The following is a 21,323-nucleotide window of genomic DNA, read 5'->3' on the forward strand; positions in this document are numbered from 1 at the left end:
CGGTCAAGGAAGCCGCGGGCCAGCTGGTGCAGCAGCTGACTGGACAGCAGCTGCTGCTGAATACAGACCGCACCGCGCCGTTCGCGCAGGTGACGATGTTCCTGCCGCTGCGGGGGGCGGACGGCCAGGAGACGGCTTCCGTCCATATCCAGTCCCGGCGCGGCCGCAAAGGCGAGCTGGATGCGGCGAACTGCCGCCTGTGGTTTGATCTGGATATGAAGCAGCTCGGCCAGACTATGGTGGACGTACAGGTCGTTGACCGGATTGTCAGCCTTAAGCTGCATAATAATGAACCCTGGGTGCTGGAGCTGCTGGAAGGGCGCCGTGAGGACATTAAGACAGCGGTTGAATCTATAGGGTATCAGCTGTCCAGCCTGCGCACGGAGCCGTTGCCCGAGTTGAGTACGGCTGCAGCTCCTGCCAAACAGTCCGATTATGTTCCGGATTCCTACAAAGGAGTCGATTACCGCATATGAGTGAGTCTGAACATAAGGTTTCACAGAACCTCAAAAAGGCGGTTGCCCTTAAATATATCCCCGGCCAAAGCGAAGCCCCGGTTGTTGTTGCCAAAGGACAAGGCTCGGTAGCCGATATCATTCTGCAAAAAGCCAAGGAAAACGGGGTTGCTGTGCAGGAGGATGCCGCGCTGGTGGAGGTCCTCTCTAAGCTGGATCTGGATCAGCAGATTCCGCCTCAGTTGTACCAGCTGGTCGCGGAGATTCTGAGTTATGTATATCAGAGTGACCGTTCTGCCGGGGAACGGAGACCGAAGTGAGTCACGGGGCGGACAGGACGAATTATACCCGCAAGCAAAAAGGGGCGGCTGCCGAGCAGGCGGCAAGTCTGTATCTGTCCTCCCGGGGATACATAATTAGGGAGTGCAATTGGCGCTGCCGCAGCGGAGAGCTTGATATTATTGCTGAATATGAAGAGGGGATTGTCTTCATTGAAGTGCGCAGCCGGAGCGGGGCTGGTGTGCAGGGAACCCCGGAGGAGTCAGTGGATGAACGCAAAATCCGCCAGGTGAGAAATACAGCCCAGGTGTATTTACATATGCAGGGTCTGCATGATGCGGTGATTTCCTTTGATGTAATCGCCGTACAGCTAAATAGAGATTTAAGTATTGCTTCACTACGGCATATCCGTGAGGCATTTTAGCTCTTTTTTTTGCCTGTGTTCAACGATTCTGCTTATTTATCCTTGACATATCATGGGCTCCATGGGTCATTTCTTGAAAGAAATGGGTAAACATTAGTGTAACTTTTAATGTCACCATGAGGAGGGCTGTCCGAGTGAGAAATCAACCGATTGATATACAGGTAAGTTTTACTTGCCAGCATTGCGAGCACAGAGTCGTAGCGGAATTGGGCGGAGAGCCTCTGTCCGTTGTCTGCTGCAGCAATTGTAATAAGACATTTACCGTTATGCGGCCTGCAATAGCGGAAGAGATATTAATTGACTGGGAGCATGAGGCTTTATTCCATAAAATGCGTGCGGAAAAAACAGAAAGCAGCAACAGCAGCCTGTTGTCACTTGTCATCAATGTCATCGAGCTGCTTACCTGGAAGGATAAGGGGAACGGTCAGGTAGAGGCCATTAAGGAAATGCGTCAATGGCTGATCGAGCATGAGGAAACCCCTCCTCTGGCTGAGTTAATTCAGGTTGACGTGAATCGGCGTTCTTCCAAGAGAAACTGGAATAAATAAACCATTCCTGAAGTACTTGAAATGGGGGAGCTGTTTTGACTAATGTCTTTTTCACCTCGGATCATCATTTTGGCCATAAGCTGATCATAGATTTCGAATCCCGTCCCTTTGGCAGTGCCGGGGAGATGGACCAGTCGATGATTGCCAGCTGGAACGCTGTGGTGGGCAAAGGGGATAAGTTATTTCATCTGGGGGATTTCTCCTTCTTGAATCAGGAGGCTACCCGGAATATCGTTTCTGCGCTGAACGGCTACAAAATCCTGATTCTCGGTAATCATGACCGCGGACGCGGGCGTAATTGGTGGCTGGAAGCCGGATTTGACGAGGTCAGTGAATACCCGATCATTTATAAAGAGTTTTTTATGCTCTCCCATGAACCTATGTATATGAACAAGCATATGCCTTACGTAAATGTGCATGGCCATATTCATGGACAGAAATATGAAGGCAACAGCCATTTTAACATTTGTGTAGAGCACTGGAATTACGCGCCGTTGTCCTTTGAACAGATCAGGGATGCCGTTGTGGCCAGTGAGGAAGGCTGAACAAATTGATTCTCTAGTCATAGATGCACAATTATGCAATACGAGTGGGAATTGGGATTTACGCAGCGCCTTGTGCGTAATAGTCCTTGCATGACAGCAGGGGCTATAGGTATACTCAACATAATAAAGCTAAAGGAAAAAAGAGGAAGCACCCTTTTTCTTGGAAATAAACGCCCGTTCCGGGCGTATTTCAGGAGGAGAGGTGTTTTTTTTGTACGGAAAAATGCATAGTGCATGTTTGTACGGTATTGAAGGCGTAATGATCGGAGTGGAAATTGATCTGGCGAACGGGCTGCCGCAGACGATAATCATCGGATTGCCGGATTCTGCTGTGAGGGAAGCGGTAGAGAGAGTCCGGGCTGCGGTTAAAAACTGCGGCTACAGCTATCCTCAGCAGCGCGTTACGATCAATCTGGCACCTGCAGATCTGCGCAAGGAGGGATCTGCGTTCGATCTGGCCATCGCCCTGGGGATTCTGACAACAAGCGGTCAGCTTATTATGCCGGATGCCGGGAAAATGCTGCTCATCGGAGAATTGGCGCTGGACGGCAGTCTGCGTCCGGTCAATGGGGTGTTATCTATGGTAGAGGCAGCGCGCCGGGCAGGCTTTCAGGCAGTCCTCGTACCACCGGGAAATGCTGCCGAAGCAGCGCTGATTACGGGAATCCGTGTATATACTGCCGGACATTTGCGCGAGTTGTCACCCTCAGCTGCTGGTGTTCCGGCTTCTCCGTCTACGGTAGAGCCAGCTCCAGGACTGGAGCCGCGATTACCAACAGAAGTGCCTGATTCAGCCGTTCCGGAACTATCCATGCCGCAGATAGAGCTGCCGTTTCCGGTATCGGTTAGCAATGAGCTGTCCCCGAGGAACCGTCCGCCAGTTCAGGTGCTGACGCTAGACCATTTGAGATATCAGCTGGAAGGGAACGAGGTTATTGCGCCGAGCCGGGAGGATCATCTGATGAAGGAGGATTACAGCGATGTAATTGGACAGAATCACGTGAAGCGCGCGCTCACTATTGCCGCTGCCGGAATGCATAATATTATCTTGATCGGCCCTCCGGGGACAGGCAAAACGATGCTGATTAAACGCCTTCCCGGCATTCTCCCTGACCTGAGCGATGATGAATCGCTGGAGGTGATGAAGATATTCAGTGCCGCCGGTAAGCTGAGGGACAGCAATGGGGGCCTGATGCGCCTCCGCCCGTTTCGTTCCCCGCATCACACGATTTCGGCTGCCGGACTGATTGGCGGAGGGGGAATACCAAAGCCGGGAGAAGTCAGCCTGGCACACCGCGGAATTCTGTTTCTGGACGAGCTGCCAGAATTCTCCCGTACGGTCCTTGAGGTGCTCCGCCAGCCGCTGGAGGACGGGGTAGTGACTATCAGCCGGGCCAGGGCGTCGTTTACCTTTCCCGCCCAGTTTCTGCTCGCCTGCTCCATGAACCCCTGCATGTGCGGGTTTCTCGGGAACGGCAGCTCACAGCAGCGGTGTACCTGCAGTCCGGCACGAATCGCCCAGTACCGGGCCAAAATCTCAGGACCGCTGCTGGACCGGATGGACATGCAGGTCGATGTTCCCCGCCCGAAGGAATGGGACCGGAATGTGCCGGCGTTGTCTACAGCGCGGATGCGTGAGGACGTTCTGCGGGCTCAGGCTATTCAAGCTAAGCGTTACCAGCACCTGCCGATCTCCTGGAACAGTGAGCTTTCGGGAGCGGCGTTACGCCGTTACGCAGGTCTAAGGCATGAAGAGAATTTGCTACTGAACCGAATTCTGGAGAGTCTTGGCCTCAGCATGCGGGCGCATGACCGGATCATTAAGCTGGCCCGCACCATCGCCGATCTGGAAGGGGCGGAGGAGATTGGCTCTGCGCATCTTGCCGAAGCTGTCCAGTACCGTAATCTGGACCGCCAGGTGACGGCAGAGGAGGAATACTGAGTGAGCGGTGAGAAGAATGAAGCGGACTAAGAGGGCGTTATCTTGTTCATCCGCCTGAAATGATCGGGAACTGGTCCGCCAGGGAATGCGTATCAGTAACTCTTTTGAAAGTTAATTGTAACACGGACCTCAAAGCATAAAGTTTGCCGGTTAACGGCAAACACCCTGTCCGGGGCGCTGGACAGGGTGTTTATTTTAAAGAAAGTATCGCTATTTCGACTTACAGCACATTCAGTTCAACTTCAATATTGCCGCGGGTTGCGCGGGAGTAAGGGCATGCGCCGTGAGCCGCTTCTACCAGCTGGACTGCAGTGTCGTGATCTACACCTTTGACCAGAACATCCATCTTCACGGCAATGCCGAAGCCGCCGTCTTCGACTTTGCCGAAGCTTACCGTAGCAGTTACCTCACTGCCTTCGATCTTGATTTTACCCATACGGGCCACCATATTCAGTGCGCTGTCGAAACATGCGGAATAGCCTGCTGCAAACAGCTGTTCAGGGTTAGTGCCTTCGCCGCCGGCGCCGCCCATTTCGCGCGGTGTGCTGATCGTAAGGTTTAGCTTAGGACTTTCAGATTCGATATATCCTTGTCTTCCGCCAACCGCTTTTACTGTTGTTTCATACATTTTCTGTTGAATAGTCATCATTATAAATCGCTCCCGTTCGTTTTCAAATTGTATTGTATACAACTTAATTTAACACAATTAAAATAAAAGTCAATCTATTTCCCGCTATTAACATGATATTATGAATGAATTGTGATAAACTAATGTCACAAAGGCAGGTGAAGAAGATATGCAAGAAGAAACTATGACCCCTCCGGAGCTAATGCTTGAGAATCAGCTCTGCTTTACGATTTATGCCTGTTCGCGTGAATTTACGAAGCTGTACCAGCCTCACCTGGACAAGATCGGATTAACGTATTCGCAGTACCTGGTTATGCTTGTCCTCTGGGAGAGACGGCAATGTACGGTCAAGGAGCTTGGTGAAGCTCTGTTCCTGGACTCCGGTACACTGACTCCGCTGCTCAAGAGACTGCAGGCTGCAGGGCTGATTCTGCGCGAACGTTCTTTGCAGGACGAGCGGAAGGTGTTAATTTCATTAACCGCACAAGGTTTGGCACTGCAGCAGGATGCGATGTGCATTCCCGGTAAAATGGCCGAAGGCACCATGCTCTCCCCCGAGGAGTTTGTTGGACTGCTCGGCCAGTTCAAAGACCTGCTCACCCGTGTTCATGAAAGCAATATTAGCAATTCGAAATAGTCTATCAGCACAAAGTCAATGCAATCGTTCGCATTCCGGCATGAAATCGAGCGAAAATGTATGTATAAATAGTGAAAGTTTTTAAGGAAAGCGCTTATAAAACATGTTACAATATTCTGGGTTTCACATTCTGGCATATAGGTAATTATAGATATCACTCTGTAATATGTTCTATATGCCACTAGCAGAAAACTGTACCGTTTACGGATTTAGTATTCAGGCGGCGGTTTTCTGCATGTGCCGGGATATTGCCAGTTTTCACCGGTCTGGACCCGGCTTTGGACAATCAAAACGGAATGCGGAATGGCTGCAGGCTGCCTGCTACACGGCCACCGCAAAACTTTAGGAGGCTTCCGGTATGAATATCCACGAGTATCAGGGAAAAGAAGTACTTAAGAAGTACGGCGTAGCCGTACCGAACGGAAAAGTAGCTTATACAGTGGAGGAAGCAGTGGAAGCTGCCGCAGCGCTGAGTACACCGGTAGTTGTAGTCAAAGCTCAGATTCATGCAGGCGGACGCGGTAAAGCCGGCGGCGTCAAGGTGGCGAAGAACAGTGATGAGGTTCGTGCCTATGCGGCTGAAATCCTCGGCAAGACGCTGGTCACCCACCAGACGGGACCCGAAGGCAAGGTAGTGAAGCGGCTGCTGATTGAAGAGGGCTGCCAGATTGTCAAAGAGTATTATATCGGACTGGTTGTAGACCGTGGTTCCGGACGGGTAGTCATGATGGCTTCCGAGGAGGGCGGTACAGAGATCGAAGAGGTGGCGGCCACACATCCGGAGAAGATTTTCAAGGAGATCATTGATCCGGCAGTGGGACTACAGACCTTCCAGGCGCGCAAACTGGCTTACAGCATAGCCATACCTTCAGAGCTGGTAAATAAAGCGGTCAAGTTCATGCAAGCGCTATATCTGGCTTTTGTGGATAAAGATTGCTCTATCGCGGAGATTAATCCGCTGGTTGTAACGGCTGATGGAAATGTAATGGCGCTCGATGCCAAGCTGAATTTCGATTCTAACGCGCTGTTCCGGCATAAGGATATTCTGGAGCTCCGTGACCTGGACGAAGAGGATGCCAAAGAGATTGAGGCTTCCAAATACGATCTTAGCTATATCGCGCTTGACGGCAACATCGGCTGTATGGTGAATGGGGCGGGCCTCGCGATGGCTACCATGGATATTATTAAATATTACGGCGGAGAGCCGGCCAACTTCCTGGATGTAGGGGGCGGCGCAACCACAGAGAAGGTAACCGAAGCTTTCAAGATCATCCTCTCGGATGATAAGGTAAGCGGGATTTTTGTTAATATTTTCGGCGGAATCATGCGCTGTGATGTCATTGCTACTGGTGTAGTTGAGGCAGCAAGACAGCTCGGGTTAACGAAGCCGCTGGTTGTACGTCTTGAAGGCACGAATGTAGCACTGGGCAAAGAAATTCTCGCCGGATCGGGACTGAATATTGTTGCTGCCGATTCCATGGCTGACGGTGCCCGTAAAATTGTTGCTCTGGTGTAATATTCGACAATAAAAGTGAGGATGTGACCTGACGCATGAGCATTCTTGTAGATAAACATACGAAAGTCATCACACAGGGAATTACGGGCGCTACGGGCTTATTTCATACTAAAGGGGCACTGGATTACGGCACCCAGATGGTAGGCGGGGTAACCCCGGGCAAGGGAGGAACCTTTGTTCAGATCACTCTTGAAAATGGCACGGAAGCCAGTCTTCCGGTATTTGATACGGTCGTTGCCGCCAAAGCTGCCACGGGTGCAACCGCGAGTGTGATTTATGTTCCGCCGGCTTTTGCTGCAGATTCGATTATGGAAGCTGTGGATGCTGAAATGGAACTCGTCATTTGTATCACAGAAGGCATTCCCGTGCTGGATATGGTAAAAGTATCAAGATATATGGAGGGCCGTTCTACTGTATTGATCGGTCCCAACTGTCCGGGGGTTATCACGCCCGGAGAATGTAAAATCGGGATTATGCCGGGTTATATTCATATGCCGGGTTATGTAGGGGTTGTCTCGCGGAGCGGAACATTGACCTATGAAGCTGTACATCAGCTGACGGAGCGTGGTATCGGCCAGTCTTCGGCTGTAGGTATCGGTGGAGATCCGGTCAAGGGATCGGAGTTCATAGATATTCTGAAGCTGTTTAATGATGACCCGGGCACCAAAGCTGTCATCATGATCGGAGAGATCGGCGGGACGGCGGAGGAAGAGGCGGCTCTGTGGATTAAAGAGAATATGACAAAGCCTGTAGTCGGCTTTATCGGTGGCGTTACTGCACCTCCCGGCAAACGGATGGGCCATGCAGGGGCGATTATTTCAGGCGGCAAAGGAACGGCCAGCGAGAAAATTGCTGTGCTGGAGTCCTGCGGGATCAAGGTCGCGCCAACGCCTGCGGAGATGGGCTCTACGCTCGTCAGTGTGCTTGAGGAACGCGGCATTCTGAATGCTTTCACCACCCACTAGAGATCTGCCTGCAGAATCACACAAAGATCACTGCTTTTACCGCTGATTCATGTATAATCATTTTAAAGGTAAGCAACCTTTTGTCCCGGAGTACCGGGGTGAAAGGTTGCTTTTTTTGTCTTTTTTAGCAGGTTATGTAATCATTAAGGAAGGCTGGCCCTTCCGTATAGGAGAGAGTGCATATGGAAACGCGGGATCTGCTGTTCGGTTTAAATGAAGTAGAAGGCATTGGATGGAAAAGTATGGACAGAATACGACAGGCGGGACTTTTGACGAATGAAGCTTTGTCCTGTTCCGTTACAGATTGGGAGCGGGCCGGAATCAGCGGCAAAATGTCGGCCAGGCTTAACGCTGTCTTTAATGAAGAATGGATTCTGCAGCGCCGCTCTTTAATGGAAGCAAGCGGTGTTTCGATGGTGACTTTGCTGGATGAAGTGTACCCTGTCCAGTTAAAGGAAACCCACCAGCCGCCTTGGGTTTTGTATTATCGCGGCCGTCTGGAGCTGGCTTCCCGGCCTTCTGTAGCTATGGTTGGTACCCGTGTGCCTACTGCCTATGGACGTAAGATTGGTGAAATGCTGGCTGGACAGCTGAGTGCGGCCGGTCTCACGGTTATAAGCGGCCTGGCGAGAGGGATTGACAGTGTCTGCCACGAAGCTGCATTAACGGGAGCCGGAAGTACCATTGCGGTGGTCGCAACGGGGCTGGACAAGGTCTATCCGCCTGAGAACCGTGAGCTGGAGCAGCAGATTTCACGTGTCGGGCTTGTGCTTAGCGAATATCCGCTGGGCACCCCGAGCCATCCCGGGTTATTTCCGCAGCGCAACCGGATTATCGCCGGACTGTCGCTCGGCACGGTGGTGGTCGAAGCAGACAGCCGCAGCGGTTCCCTGATTACCGCCGACGCTGCGCTAGAAGCAGGAAGGGATGTGTTTGCTGTCCCGGGTCCGCTAACCTCGCCCAAGAGCAGAGGCGCATTAGAGCTGATTAAACAAGGTGCGAAGGTGGTAACAAGCTCCGCGGATATCGTGGAAGAATACATAGCTTATCTGCCTGGAAAGGGTACTTCAGGGTCTCCGGCAAGCGGTTCCGGGCCTTCCGCCGGAGACGGGTTAATCGAAAAGAAATTGACAAGTGAGGAGTTACACCTTTACCATATACTGCATCAAGGCCCCTTTACACTCGATGAGCTCCTGGCGTCCACGAGGTGGGATTTTGGACATTTGCATTCAGTTCTGTTATCTTTAATCATAAAAAAAGCGGTAACACAATTGCCGGGTGCAATTTATAAGGTAATTTAATATAGAAGTAACCGTGTTAAGCATAGACTCTTGATTTCCGCCGGGCCTGAGGGCAGGTTCAGGAGGATGTATGCTTACAAACTTTTGGGAGGAAAACCTATGGCAGATGCGTTGGTTATTGTAGAGTCACCGGCAAAAGCAAAAACGATTGGTAAATATCTGGGCAGTAAATATATTGTAAAGGCATCAATGGGACATATCAGAGATTTGCCGAAAAGTCAGATTGGTGTGGAAGTGGAGAATGATTTCAACCCCAAATATATAACGATCCGCGGCAAAGGCTCTATCTTGAAGGAACTCAAGGATGCCAGCAAAAAAGTGAAAAAAGTCTATCTCGCAGCTGACCCGGACCGCGAAGGTGAAGCTATTGCCTGGCATTTGGCGCATGCGCTGGATTTGGACAACACACAGGAATGCCGGGTTGTCTTTAATGAGATTACGAAGCAGGCTGTAAAGGATGCTTTCAAGACTCCGCGCAAAATTAACATGGATCTTGTGAATGCCCAGCAGGCCCGCCGTATTCTGGACCGGCTCGTCGGATACAAGATTAGCCCCCTATTATGGAAGAAAGTCAAAAAAGGCCTGTCCGCAGGACGGGTACAATCGGTAGCTGTGAAGATTATTATGGACCGCGAGAACGAAATCTCTGCTTTTGTTCCCACAGAATACTGGAGTATTACTGCGAAGCTGGGCATCCGCGATTCCTTGTTCGAAGCCAAGTTCCACAAGCTGAATGGCGACAAAAAAGAGCTGGGCCAGGAGAGCGATGTACAGGAAGTATTGGATGCTATTAAGAATTCCGCCTTCCAGGTTAAAGAGGTAAAAGAGAAGGAAAGACAACGGCATCCTTCCGCTCCGTTTACAACAAGCTCACTGCAGCAGGAAGCTGCCCGTAAGCTTGGCTTCCGCGCATCCAAGACCATGTCTGTTGCTCAGCAGCTCTATGAGGGGGTTGAGCTGGGCAAGGAAGGCACTGTCGGTTTAATTACCTATATGCGTACGGATTCCACCCGTCTGTCTGCTACGGCCCAGGAAGAAGCTAAGGAGCTGATCCTCTCCAAATACGGTGAGAAGTTCGTTCCCGAGACACCGCGCCAGTATTCCAAGAAAGCTGCGGGAGCCCAGGATGCGCATGAAGCGATCCGTCCAACCTCGGCGCTCCGTGAGCCTGACATGGTCAAAGAATTCCTGAGCCGTGACCAATTCCGCCTGTATAAACTGGTTTGGGAGCGTTTTGTTTCCAGTCAGATGTCTTCAGCCCTGCTTGATACGCTATCTGTGGATATTACAGCGGGCACTGCGATTTTCAGAGCCGTCGGGTCCAAGGTTTCTTTCCCGGGCTTCATGAAGGTATACGTAGAAGGCAATGATGACGGCACAACGGATGAGGAAAAGTATCTGCCGCCGCTTAAGGCCGGCGATGACTTAACCAAACATGATATTGAGCCGAAGCAGCATTTCACTCAGCCGCCTCCAAGATATACGGAAGCGCGTCTGGTCAAAACGCTGGAGGAACTGGGGATCGGCCGTCCGAGTACGTATGCGCCAACACTGGAGACGATCCAGAAGCGCGGATATGTAGCGATTGAAGAGAAGAAGTTCATGCCAACCGAGCTCGGTGAGCTGATCATAGAGCAAATGGAAGAGTTCTTCCCGGAAATTCTGGATGTGGAATTCACAGCCCATATGGAAGGGGATCTTGACCATGTGGAGGAAGGTGCTGAGGACTGGGTGAAAGTGCTGGCCCAGTTCTATGAGTCTTTTGAGAAACGTCTCCTCTACGCCGAAGAAGAAATGAAGGAAATTGAGATAGAAGATGAAGTTTCCGATGAGCTATGCGAGAAATGCGGGAAGCCGATGGTTTACAAGCTGGGCCGTTTCGGTAAATTCCTGGCCTGCTCCGGATTCCCGGACTGCCGTAATACGAAGCCGATCATCAAGGATATCGGAGTAAGCTGTCCGAAATGTCATGAGGGTAAGGTTGTAGAGCGCCGCAGCAAGAAAGGCCGTGTCTTCTACGGCTGCGATCAGTATCCGGGCTGTGACTTTGTATCCTGGGATAGACCGTCGGTTAAACCATGTCCTGTCTGCGGCTCATGGATGGTAGAGAAGCGCAACAAACAGGGGACTAAGCTGCAATGCACTTCTTGTGATCATACCGAGGCAGTGCTGGACAACGAAGAACTGGCAGAATAATTGTGTTACAGGAGGAAAGGAAATTGACTGATATAGCTAAAGTAACCGTGATTGGAGCCGGACTTGCCGGCAGTGAAGCCGCCTGGCAGATTGCCTCGCGCGGGGTTCCGGTCAGATTATATGAGATGCGTCCGGTTGTGAAGACACCGGCGCATCATACGGACCAGTTCGCCGAGCTGGTCTGCAGTAACTCTCTGCGGGCCAACGGCCTTGGTAATGCGGTAGGTGTACTCAAGGAGGAAATGCGCCGTTTGGACTCGCTGGTACTAGGTGCAGCCGACCGGCATGCTGTTCCGGCTGGAGGCGCACTTGCCGTAGACCGCGATGGTTTCTCTGGTGAAATTACATCGATGCTGCATAATCACCCTCTGGTGGAAGTCATAAATGAAGAACTTGCGCATATACCGGAGGAAGGGACTGTTGTCATTGCGACAGGCCCGCTAACCTCTCCGGCACTCTCCGCTGAGATTAAAGTGCTGCTTGGCGAGGAGTATTTCTATTTCTATGATGCGGCTGCCCCGATTGTCGAGAAGGACACCATTGATATGAGCAAGGTGTATTTGGCCTCCCGATACGACAAAGGTGAAGCTGCATACCTGAACTGTCCGATGACGGAAGAGGAATTCGATGTTTTTTATGATGCACTGATCTCGGCTGAGACTGCCGCACTCAAAGATTTTGAGAAAGAGATTTACTTCGAAGGCTGTATGCCGATCGAGATTATGATGAAGCGCGGCAAGCAGACAGCACTCTTCGGGCCGATGAAGCCCGTAGGTCTGATGAATCCTCATACAGGGAAGCTTCCTTACGCGGTTGTGCAACTTCGTCAGGATAATGCAGCCGGAACGCTTTATAACCTGGTTGGCTTCCAGACCCATTTGAAGTGGGGCGAACAAAAACGCGTGTTTTCACTTATCCCCGGTCTTGAGAACGCAGAGTATGTCCGTTATGGTGTCATGCACCGCAATACATTTATCAATTCTCCCAAGCTGCTGCATCCCACCTATCAAATGAAGGGACGGGAAAGACTGTTCTTTGCCGGCCAGATGACAGGGGTTGAAGGCTATGTGGAGTCTGCGGCTTCAGGTATGATCGCGGGTATGAATGCTGCCAGAGCGGCACTCGGTGAGGACGGTCTGATCTTCCCGCAGGATACCGTGCTGGGCAGCATGCCGGCCTACATCACTTCTGCAGATCCCGAGCATTTCCAGCCGATGAACGCCAACTTTGGCCTGCTGCCAAAGCTTGAAACGAGATTCCGCAGTAAAAAAGAGAAAAACGAACGCCTGGCTTACCGTGCGCTGGATAGTCTTGCTGCCTATGCTGCAGACAAAGGCCTGGCCTATACTGAGCCGGAGGTCGTAGAACCTCAGCTTACCGAAGCGGAAAGTCCGGCACAATAAAACTTAAACGTAAGCTTCCGGGACGGTTTGTCCGAAGCTGGTCCGGGATGCTTATGCCACAACACTAAGTGTATGCTTCCGGATCAGGTTTGTTCTAAGTGATTCAAGGAAAGCTATGCTACAAAAACTTTAGGAGGGTGCCCATTATGTTACCCAGCTTTCATGCGACTACGATTTGTGCGGTAAGACATGACGGTCATGCCGCGATTGCCGGCGATGGTCAGGTTACATTCGGAGAGAGTGTCATTATGAAGACGACGGCCAAGAAGGTCCGCCGCCTGTACAGAGGACAAGTAATTGCCGGTTTTGCGGGCTCCGTAGCGGATGCGATTACTTTGTTTGAGAAGTTTGAGGGGAAGCTGGAGGAGCATCACGGCAATCTGCAGCGGGCTGCAGTAGAACTGGCCAAGGACTGGCGCCAGGATCGTATCCTGCGCAAGCTGGAAGCGCTCATGATCGTGATGGACAAGGAAGGCATGCTGCTTATTTCCGGAAACGGCGAAATTATTGAACCCGATGATGACGTTCTGGCAATTGGCTCCGGCGGCAACTTTGCGCTGGCTTCCGGTCGCGCGCTCAAACGTCATGCATCGCATCTGGGCGCAGCGGATATTGCCAGAGAAGCTCTGCAGATCGCTTCCGAGATCTGTGTGTATACCAACTCCAATATTATTGTCGAACAATTATAGGCATGGTGCCATAGAAAGAGGGAGGAAGTCACAATGGTGAATCAATCGCTTACACCCCGCCAGATCGTAGCAGAGCTGGATAAATATATCGTAGGTCAGAAACAGGCTAAGAAATCGGTGGCCGTTGCTCTCCGCAACCGGTATCGGCGCAGCCTTTTATCCGAAGAGCTCCGGGATGAGGTTGTTCCTAAGAATATTCTCATGATTGGTCCTACAGGTGTCGGCAAAACGGAGATCGCACGGCGTCTGGCCAAGCTGGTCAATGCACCGTTCATCAAAGTGGAAGCCACTAAATTCACGGAAGTCGGCTACGTAGGCCGTGATGTGGAATCGATGGTCCGTGACCTGGTAGAGACTTCAATCCGTATGGTGAAGCTGGAACGTACCGAGAAGGTGAAGGACCGCGCTGAAGAACTGGCGAACGACCGCATTGTAGCAATACTGGTTCCTTCGACCTCGAAGGGCAAATCGCAGCGCAATCCGTTCGAGATGATTTTTGGCGGCAATAACGGCGGTGCAGAGGAAGCCAAAGAAGAGCCGGAGGACGGTAGTCTGAGCGAGCGCCGCAGAGGCATTAAGTTCAAGCTGCTGGCGGGTCAGCTCGAGGACGATATCATTGAAATCGATGTGGAAGACACCACTCCTTCGATGATGGATATGTTTGCCGGCCAAGGCAACGACCAGATGGGCATGAACATGCAGGAAATGTTCGGCAGCCTGCTGCCTAAGCGTACGAAGAAGCGCAAGCTGCCGATCCGTGAAGCCCGCAAGGTGCTGATTCAGGATGAGGCTGCCAAGCTGATTGATACGGATGATATGATTCAGGAGTCGGTAGCCCGCGCAGAGCAGTCCGGTATTATTTTTATCGATGAGATTGATAAGGTGGCCAGCCAGGGTAAAGGCTCCGGTCCGGATGTATCCCGTGAAGGGGTGCAGCGTGATATTCTGCCTATCGTTGAAGGTTCCACTGTGATGACCAAATACGGGCCTGTGAAGACGGATTACGTATTATTCATCGCTGCCGGAGCTTTTCATATTGCCAAGCCTTCGGACCTAATTCCTGAGCTTCAGGGACGTTTCCCGATCCGTGTGGAGCTGAGCAGTCTTACTCTTGAGGATTTTGTCTCTATTCTGACCGAACCGGAGAACGCGCTGACGAAGCAATATGTTCATCTGCTGCAGACCGAGAACATCGAAATTCAGTTCCAGAAGGAAGCGATTCAGGAAATTGCCAAAATCGCCGCTTCCGTGAATCAGAATATGGAGAATATCGGGGCCCGGCGCCTGCATACGATTCTGGAGAAGCTGCTGGAGGACCTATCCTTCGAAGCGCCGGAGCTGACACTGGAGACAATGGTCATAACTCCGGAGTATGTTCGCGAAAAACTGGCAGGAATCGCCCAGGATCGCGATTTAAGTCAATATATCCTTTAAAGCGACAGAGTGTTATCCCGCTAAATTAGGTATTAAGAATTATTGCTATGCAAATTCAATTCGAAAATTGTGCATAAAGAGTTAAATAATAGTAATTAAAAGAATTATATGGAATAAAAAAGGTAGAATATTGTAAAAACATGCTTTAAGCCCTCTCTTTTCTGAAAAGATAGGGCTTATTTCTTATTGTAATAATATACAAATTCTAAGAGAATCAATGTATGTGAGATTGACATAAGAATCATCCATCGACAGCGTTCGACCTGCCCTCGACAAATTAATGAAAATTTTAGCTTTTTTTGTCGAAAGTAAGCAGGGATTCGGGGGAAGTTGTGGAATTCTTTTCATTATGATAGGTTTGGAAGGGGGATTACCATGGGTTTGCTGAACAGTGTCAGTTTTCAAAGATTACAGGGAGGCCTAGATGCCGCCACCAAACGACAAAGTGTTCTGGCTAATAACGTTGCAAATGTTGATACGCCGAATTTTAAACGCTCTGATGTCAGTTTTGAAAGTTTCCTGAGACAACAGGAGAGCGGTGTAAAACCTACACTGAGTGCGAAAGTATCAGACTCCCGGCATTTCCAATTTGGAACAGTAACCGGCGTGCCGGCTGCTGTTGTCAGTACAGATGAGACTACTTCTATGAACAACAACGGCAATAATGTGGACATGGACCGCGAACAGGCGCTGAGCGCTGAGAACCAGCTAAGGTATAACTCTTACGTTGAACAGTTGAACAGTCAGATTACTATGATGCGTACAGTTGTGCAGGGAGGGTAATAAATAATGAACTTTGGTAGCAGCTTTGGAATAAGCGCATCGGCATTGACTGCCCAGCGCCTGCGGATGGATGTGATTTCCTCCAATATCGCCAACGCCGAGACAACCAGAGCTTCCGTGGTTGACGGCAAAGCCGTACCTTACCGCCGTAAGCTTGTAGTGCTGGAAACAGCCCAGGCTGATAGCTTCTCTAATATACTCGATTCAAAAATGAGCGGCGGCAGCGAAGGTGTTAAAGTGAAGTCGATTATTGAGGATAATTCACCGCTGAAGCCCGTATACAATCCAAGTCATCCTGATGCGGATGTTGACGGATATGTGTACATGCCGAATGTGGATCTTACCAAGGAAATGGTGGACATGCTGTCTGCCTCACGTTCTTATGAAGCGAATGTAACGATGCTTAATGCGTCCAAAGCGATGGTGGGTAAGGCGCTCGAAATCGGCCGTTAATTGAATTGATTAGGAGGAGAATAATTGATACAGAACTTATTGATTGGAACTCAGGCTGTACAGCCGCTGGCTATGAAACCCGTAGCTTCAGAAGCTTCAGCCGTCTCCGAAACGGGACAAAGCTTTGGTTCATACCTGGAGAACGCCCTTAATCAGGTGGCGGACCAGGAACAGCAGGCTAAAGACATGAGTAACAAATTTGTTTTGGGAGAAGTCAACATTGATGAAGCTATGATTTCGTCCCAACAGGCATTGCTGAGTTTGCAGTTGACTACACAAGTCCGGAACAAAGTAATTGAAGCCTATCAGGAAATTATGAGAACTCAAATCTAAATAATCCTAGCTACGTTTCGGATGGGGTGACACTGTGAATGAAAGATTGGCCCAGTACCGGGAGAAGATCACCCTGTATTGGAACAGATTCAGCGGTAAACAGAAAATATTATTTTTCTCCACTCTGTTTATCATCATAATAATAATCGTAGTTTTGACCATGCAATTATCAAAGACAGAATATGAAGTTGCTTTTCAGGATCTGGACAGTACCGATTCCGCGGGAGTTATGACTTATTTGGATACTTCGGGGATTCCTTACCGTTTAAGTCCGGATGGGAAGAGTATCTCAGTACCCAGTACTGACGCCGCGCGCATCAAGATAGCCATTGGTTCGCAGGGGATCGTACAGGAAGGCTCCATCGGGTACAAAGTATTTGATGAATCTTCTTCGATGATTGGGACTACAGACAGTGAATTCAACGTGAAGTACAACAATGCGCTGAACGGCGAAGTTGAGCAGCTGATGAGAAGAATGCAGGGGATTAAAGATGTCAAGGTTCTGATTACCCTGCCGAAGGAAACTGTGTTTGCCTCACAGGAGGATCAGGAGAAGGCGTTGGCTTCCGTGGTGCTTAGCTTCAATCCCGGATTTAGGCCTACACAGGATAATATCGACGGGTACTTCAATCTCGTAAAGACCGCCGTACCGAATTTGCCGGTTGACAACATTACGATCACTAATAATGAAGTCGAATTGATGCCGACAGCTAAAGGCGGACAAGCTGGCGTGTCTAGCCAAGTCGAAGAGAACTTCGCTTTGCAGAAGAAATTCGAAGATGATGTCAAGAAAGATGTCAAGCAATTTCTAAGTACGCTCACGGGTCCCGATAAAGTGGATGTTCTGGTGTTCTCCAAGCTCAATTTCGATAAGGAGAATCGTCAGGAAGAAATCGTACTGCCGGTAGATGCGGAGAATATGAAAGGGATTGAGATCAGTTCGCAAATTATCAGCAATACGTATTCGGGTCAAGGGAATACATCAGGTGGTGTTGCCGGAACAGGGTCGGAAGATGTCTCTGGATATCCTTCGGGGACTGACACGGGTACTTCTTCTTCAGAGGAATCGTCGGAGACCAGGAACTATGAAGTGAATCGAATCACCAAAGATATTATTGCAAGCCCATATACTGTTAAAGATTTAACCATTAATGTTGCAGTTGAACCACCTAATGGGCAAACAACTTTGGATGATACAACTTCAGCGGCGATCCAGAATATTCTGGTCAATATTGTCCGTGCTTCGTTAGCAGATTCAGGTATTACTTATACAGACGCGGATTTAACCAAAAAAGTTTCGGTGTTCTCGCAACAATTTGGAAGTACGGCGGCGGATGCTGCATCCGGCGGACTGGCTAGCTGGATGCTCTGGGCAATTGGCGGAGCCGCATTGCTGGTCGGTGCGGGCGGCGGTTACCTCATCTACCGCAGCCGCAAGAATAAGCAGGAGGAAGAAGCGGAAGATGATATTCCGCTGCAGGTTCCTACCGAGTTTCCTTCTATTAATATGGAGAGCGTGACGAATGAAAGTCAGGTCCGCAAGCAGCTGGAAAGTCTGGCGAAGAAAAAGCCGGATGAATTCGTAAACCTGCTGCGTACATGGCTTGCTGAAGAACAGAGGTGAAGGAATGGCAAAAGCTAGCCAGCAGGGACTTAGCGGCCGTCAAAAGGCGGCGATCCTGCTTATCACACTAGGGCCTGAAGTGTCGGCACAAATATTTAAACATTTAAGAGATGAGGAAATCGAGCAGCTGACTCTGGAAATTGCGAATGTCCGCAAGGTGGACAGCGGAGAGAAAGAGTCGATTATGTCAGAGTTTCATCAAATCTGTCTGGCTCAGGAATATATCTCTCAAGGCGGTATTAACTATGCCAAGGAGATACTCGAGAAAGCGCTGGGTTCAGCCAAAGCTCTTGAAGTTATTAACCGACTGACGGCGACGCTGCAGGTAAGACCGTTCGATTTTGCCCGCAAAGCGGACCCGAACCAGATTCTCAACTTTATCCAGAACGAAAATGTCCAGACTATTGCACTAGTACTCTCTTATTTGCAGTTTGAACAAGCCGCTTCTATCCTGTCTTCCCTTCCTCAGGAGAAGCAGGCCGAGGTTGCCCGGAGAATAGCGATTATGGACAGTACCTCTCCTGAGGTTGTCACCCAGATTGAACGGGTGCTGGAACAAAAGCTGTCGGCTACAGTTACCCAGGATTACACAAATGCGGGCGGTATTGAATCGATTGTACAGATTTTGAACGGTGTTGACCGTGGTACGGAACGTACCATTCTCGACTCGCTGGAAATACAGGATCCGGAGTTGGCGGAAGAAATCAAGAAGCGGATGTTCGTCTTCGAGGATATCGTCAATGTGGACAACCGTTCAATCCAGCGTATCATCAAAGATATCGACAATGCGGATTTGCAGCTTGCGCTCAAGGTTGCCAGCGAGGAAGTACGGGATGTTATTTTCCGCAATATGTCCAAGCGTATGGCGGAAACCTTCCGCGAAGAAATGGAATACATGGGTCCTGTGCGGCTGCGTGATGTGGAAGAAGCCCAGACCCGCATCGTAGGCACGATCCGCAGACTCGAAGAGTCTGGTGAAATTATCATCGCCCGTGGCGGAGGAGATGACATTATTGTCTAAGCTGATCAAACATTCTCAATATGTTCCGGTAGATGTGCTGAAGCGGCTGGAGCAGGCCAGACATCATGCAGGGCTTACCGAAGATTCTGTTGCCGAGGAGGCTCCAGGCGAAGTCCACTATCAGGATCCCGCCAGGGAAGCGGCAGAGCAGGCACGCAAGCAAATGCTGAAAGATGCCCTGGACTTTGCTGAAGGGCAGGTCCGCAGTGCATCTCAGGAAGCTGAGAATATTATGGAATCAGCACGGAATGAAGCTGAAGAATGGTGGCGGCAGCGCAGGGAGCAGGATGAGCATCTTGTGGAAGCCGTCAAGTCTGAAGGGTTTCAGCAAGGCTACCAGGAAGGTCTCGCCCATGCGGAGCAGGAGATGTCCCAGCGGCTTGCCGAGATGATGGAGGAAGCAAGAACAGTACTTCAGGAAGCGTACCGGGCAAGAGATGTGATTATCCAAGAAGCTGAACCTTTTCTGGTAGAGCTGAGCTGCGATATCGCCGAGAAAATAGTGGACAAGCAGCTTACCGTGGAACCGCAATTTGCAATGGAGCTGATCCGTAAGAACCTGGCCCGCAAGCGCGAGCAGGGGTTGATTTCCTTATGTGTCTCTCCGGCACAGTTCGCGTTTGTCAACGCAGCGCGAGAAGAGCTTTCACTCGCCGTGGACTCACAGGCAGAGCTGCAGATACTTCCCGACTCAACGGTTAAGGATCAGGGCTGTGTCATCCGCTCCTCCTTTGGCAGCATCGACGCACGTGTGGATACCCAGCTGGCTGAGATCAAAAAAGAACTGCTGCGAATCGCCCTGGACGTAGGTGAACACAGAAATGGGGAAGACGATGCTTGACAGCGGAAAGTACAAAGAACAGCTGCGTAATTTTGACCCGGTCCGGATTAACGGCAAGGTTACCCAGGTCATCGGACTGATGGTGGAGTCGGAAGGTCCGGATGCCAGCATCGGTGATGTGTGCTTTATTTATCCCGCCAAAGGAACTAAGCCGCTTCAGGCAGAGGTCGTCGGATTTCGTGACAACAAGGTGCTGCTGATGCCGCTTGGAGAACTGCAGGCCATCGGGCCTGGCTGTGATGTTGTCGGCACAGGCAAGCCGCTGAGTGTACAGGTAGGCTCGGAGCTGCTGGGCAAGGTGCTTGACGGTTTGGGCCAGCCGCTTGACGGCTCACTCATTCCTGCCCGTATGCCGCATAGTTCGACCTTCAACATCCCTTCCAATCCGCTTAACCGTCCGCGTGTAGCTGAACCTATCAGCATCGGGGTCAGAGCGATTGACGGACTTCTCACCATCGGTAAAGGACAGCGGGTCGGCATTTTTGCAGGGTCTGGCGTCGGCAAGAGTACACTGATGGGAATGATCGCCCGTAACACTTCGGCAGATGTGAATGTTATTGCCCTTATCGGTGAGCGGGGCAGGGAAGTGCTTGATTTCATTGAGCGCGACCTGGGGCCGGAAGGGCTGCAGCGTTCGGTGGTTATCGTGGCTACTTCGGATCAGCCGGCGCTGATCCGGATCAAAGGTGCTTTGATCGCCACTACAATCGCCGAATATTTCCGTGACCGCGGACTGAATGTCATGCTGATGATGGACTCGGTTACCCGTTATGCTATGGCCCAGCGCGAGGTTGGGCTGGCGGTAGGTGAACCTCCTGCAATGAGAGGGTACACCCCGTCGGTGTTCGCCAGTTTGCCTAAGCTGCTGGAACGGGCCGGAACAGGCCCTACAGGGTCAATCACCGCATTTTATACAGTGCTTGTTGACGGTGACGATATGAACGAGCCGATCGCCGATGCTGTGCGCGGTATCCTGGACGGACATATTGTCCTGAACCGGAATATCGCGAATAAAGGACATTTCCCGGCAATCGATGTTCTCTCCAGCATCAGCCGTGTTATGAAGGATATAGCACCGGAAGAGCAGATTGCTGCAGCCGAGAATGTAAAGCGGCTTATGGCGGTCTATAAGGATTCCGAGGATTTGATCAATATCGGAGCTTACCAAAGAGGCTCGAACGCCCAAATCGATGAATCGATGCATTACATCGACAGCATCTGGGATTTCACCAAGCAAAAAGTGAACGAGAAGGTAACCCTTAGCGAAGTGCAGCAGTCTTTGATTTCACAGTTCTCGAGGAGTTGA

Annotated in this window: 21 protein-coding genes and 1 pseudogene; 21 read left to right on the forward strand and 1 reads right to left on the reverse strand. The window is 50.6% G+C overall.

The window, feature by feature from the left end; genetic code table 11:
- The 6 genes and pseudogenes from QW71_RS06515 to QW71_RS06540 form a co-directional block, all read left to right on the forward strand.
- A pseudogene (locus QW71_RS06515) lies at window positions 1–476 on the forward strand (DNA ligase); the annotation flags it as partial.
- Window positions 473–775 (forward strand): EscU/YscU/HrcU family type III secretion system export apparatus switch protein, encoded by a 303-nt coding sequence (locus QW71_RS06520; protein WP_039295123.1) that lies wholly within the window; start codon window positions 473–475, stop codon window positions 773–775. The pseudogene QW71_RS06515 and the gene QW71_RS06520, both read left to right, overlap by 4 nt.
- Entirely contained in the window at window positions 772–1,158 is a 387-nt protein-coding gene (locus tag QW71_RS06525; RefSeq protein WP_039295126.1) for a YraN family protein, read from the forward strand. Before QW71_RS06520 ends, QW71_RS06525 begins: the two co-directional genes overlap by 4 nt.
- A 134-nt stretch (window positions 1,159–1,292) precedes the next feature.
- On the forward strand, window positions 1,293–1,706 hold the full coding sequence (locus QW71_RS36950) for a hypothetical protein (protein ID WP_052421921.1): 414 nt from the start codon (window positions 1,293–1,295) through the stop codon (window positions 1,704–1,706).
- A 35-nt stretch (window positions 1,707–1,741) separates the two neighbouring features.
- Window positions 1,742–2,251 carry a metallophosphoesterase gene (locus QW71_RS06535; protein WP_039295129.1) on the forward strand — a complete coding sequence of 170 codons (510 nt, stop codon included), beginning with the start codon at window positions 1,742–1,744 and terminating at the stop codon, window positions 2,249–2,251.
- 211 nt (window positions 2,252–2,462) lie between these two features.
- Complete coding sequence (locus tag QW71_RS06540; protein ID WP_039295132.1) at window positions 2,463–4,193, forward strand: YifB family Mg chelatase-like AAA ATPase; 1,731 nt, start codon at window positions 2,463–2,465, stop codon at window positions 4,191–4,193.
- Window positions 4,194–4,413: 220 nt separating this feature from the next.
- On the opposite strand, the gene QW71_RS06545 is transcribed toward QW71_RS06540, so the two are convergent.
- Window positions 4,414–4,842 carry an organic hydroperoxide resistance protein gene (locus QW71_RS06545; protein ID WP_039295134.1) on the reverse strand — a complete coding sequence of 143 codons (429 nt, stop codon included), beginning with the start codon at window positions 4,840–4,842 and terminating at the stop codon, window positions 4,414–4,416.
- 148 nt (window positions 4,843–4,990) lie between these two features.
- On the opposite strand from QW71_RS06545, the gene QW71_RS06550 reads away from it, so the two are divergent.
- From QW71_RS06550 to fliI, 15 genes are all read left to right on the forward strand, one after another.
- A complete protein-coding gene (locus QW71_RS06550) occupies window positions 4,991–5,458 on the forward strand; it encodes a MarR family winged helix-turn-helix transcriptional regulator (RefSeq protein WP_039295136.1) in 468 nt (155 codons plus the stop codon).
- 358 nt (window positions 5,459–5,816) lie between these two features.
- Window positions 5,817–6,974, forward strand: coding sequence for an ADP-forming succinate--CoA ligase subunit beta (gene sucC / locus QW71_RS06555; protein WP_039295138.1), 1,158 nt, complete (start codon window positions 5,817–5,819; stop codon window positions 6,972–6,974).
- Window positions 6,975–7,009: 35 nt separating this feature from the next.
- On the forward strand, window positions 7,010–7,939 hold the full coding sequence (gene sucD, locus QW71_RS06560) for a succinate--CoA ligase subunit alpha (RefSeq protein ID WP_039295139.1): 930 nt from the start codon (window positions 7,010–7,012) through the stop codon (window positions 7,937–7,939).
- Between the two features lie 182 nt (window positions 7,940–8,121).
- A complete protein-coding gene (dprA, locus tag QW71_RS06565) occupies window positions 8,122–9,240 on the forward strand; it encodes a DNA-processing protein DprA (protein ID WP_200905894.1) in 1,119 nt (372 codons plus the stop codon).
- Window positions 9,241–9,339: 99 nt separating this feature from the next.
- Window positions 9,340–11,436 carry a type I DNA topoisomerase gene (gene topA, locus QW71_RS06570; protein WP_039295145.1) on the forward strand — a complete coding sequence of 699 codons (2,097 nt, stop codon included), beginning with the start codon at window positions 9,340–9,342 and terminating at the stop codon, window positions 11,434–11,436.
- Window positions 11,437–11,459: 23 nt separating this feature from the next.
- A complete protein-coding gene (gene trmFO / locus QW71_RS06575; RefSeq protein ID WP_047013662.1) occupies window positions 11,460–12,839 on the forward strand; it encodes an FADH(2)-oxidizing methylenetetrahydrofolate--tRNA-(uracil(54)-C(5))-methyltransferase TrmFO in 1,380 nt (459 codons plus the stop codon).
- A gap of 146 nt (window positions 12,840–12,985) precedes the next feature.
- The gene (hslV, locus tag QW71_RS06580) at window positions 12,986–13,528 is read left to right on the forward strand and encodes an ATP-dependent protease subunit HslV (protein WP_039295147.1); all 543 of its coding nucleotides are present in this window, start codon (window positions 12,986–12,988) and stop codon (window positions 13,526–13,528) included.
- Window positions 13,529–13,561: 33 nt separating this feature from the next.
- On the forward strand, window positions 13,562–14,962 hold the full coding sequence (hslU, locus tag QW71_RS06585; RefSeq protein WP_039295151.1) for an ATP-dependent protease ATPase subunit HslU: 1,401 nt from the start codon (window positions 13,562–13,564) through the stop codon (window positions 14,960–14,962).
- A gap of 375 nt (window positions 14,963–15,337) precedes the next feature.
- Window positions 15,338–15,745, forward strand: a complete 408-nt coding sequence (flgB, locus tag QW71_RS06590) for a flagellar basal body rod protein FlgB (RefSeq protein WP_039295153.1) — start codon at window positions 15,338–15,340, stop codon at window positions 15,743–15,745.
- A 6-nt stretch (window positions 15,746–15,751) separates the two neighbouring features.
- Window positions 15,752–16,198 carry a flagellar basal body rod protein FlgC gene (flgC, locus tag QW71_RS06595; protein WP_039295155.1) on the forward strand — a complete coding sequence of 149 codons (447 nt, stop codon included), beginning with the start codon at window positions 15,752–15,754 and terminating at the stop codon, window positions 16,196–16,198.
- Window positions 16,199–16,222: 24 nt separating this feature from the next.
- On the forward strand, window positions 16,223–16,531 hold the full coding sequence (gene fliE, locus QW71_RS06600; protein WP_039295158.1) for a flagellar hook-basal body complex protein FliE: 309 nt from the start codon (window positions 16,223–16,225) through the stop codon (window positions 16,529–16,531).
- Between the two features lie 34 nt (window positions 16,532–16,565).
- Entirely contained in the window at window positions 16,566–18,155 is a 1,590-nt protein-coding gene (gene fliF, locus QW71_RS06605) for a flagellar basal-body MS-ring/collar protein FliF (RefSeq protein WP_039295161.1), read from the forward strand.
- 4 nt (window positions 18,156–18,159) lie between these two features.
- Window positions 18,160–19,176: a flagellar motor switch protein FliG gene (gene fliG / locus QW71_RS06610; RefSeq protein ID WP_036692485.1), complete on the forward strand. Its 1,017-nt coding sequence runs from the start codon at window positions 18,160–18,162 to the stop codon at window positions 19,174–19,176.
- Entirely contained in the window at window positions 19,169–20,017 is an 849-nt protein-coding gene (locus QW71_RS06615) for a FliH/SctL family protein (protein ID WP_039295164.1), read from the forward strand. The genes fliG and QW71_RS06615 overlap by 8 nt, the downstream gene beginning before the upstream one ends.
- Window positions 20,010–21,323, forward strand: a complete 1,314-nt coding sequence (gene fliI / locus QW71_RS06620) for a flagellar protein export ATPase FliI (protein WP_039295284.1) — start codon at window positions 20,010–20,012, stop codon at window positions 21,321–21,323. Before QW71_RS06615 ends, fliI begins: the two co-directional genes overlap by 8 nt.

It is taken from the genome of Paenibacillus sp. IHB B 3415 (assembly GCF_000802655.2).
Lineage (GTDB): Bacteria > Bacillota > Bacilli > Paenibacillales > Paenibacillaceae > Paenibacillus_AQ > Paenibacillus_AQ phytohabitans.